Origin of the sequence: Gordonia sp. HS-NH1, assembly GCF_001418765.1 — a bacterium.
Taxonomy (GTDB): Bacteria; Actinomycetota; Actinomycetes; order Mycobacteriales; family Mycobacteriaceae; genus Gordonia.
On sequence record NZ_LIYC01000142.1, the window covers coordinates 1 to 327 of the forward strand.

Annotated in this window: 1 protein-coding gene; it reads left to right on the forward strand. The window is 63.9% G+C overall.

The features are described from left to right. Nucleotides 1–45 precede the first annotated feature (45 nt). On the forward strand, nt 46–327 hold a 282-nt coding region (locus AMD30_RS24400; protein WP_035718442.1), incomplete at its 3' end, for a transposase.

Sequence of the window (327 nt, forward strand, 5' to 3'; positions counted from 1 at the left end):
TGAGGTTCCCCCCGAACCGTAGAGGCATCGATAATGAGGAGCACGATGCCAGAGAAGCGGAAGAAGTACGACCGGGAGTTTCGTGATGGGGCGGTCCGGATCGTCGAGGAGACAGGTAAGCCGATCGCCCAGGTCGCTCGAGACCTGGGGGTCAACGAGGGCACCTTGGGTAACTGGGTCAACCGGGCGCGCGCCGAGCGGGAGGGCCGCGGCGAGCTGACCGTTGATGACGCTGCTGAGCTCAAACGGTTGCGTGACGAGGTCGCCGAGCTGCGCATGGAGCGTGATGTCCTCAAGCGATCAGTGGTCCTGTGGGTGAAGGAGGCG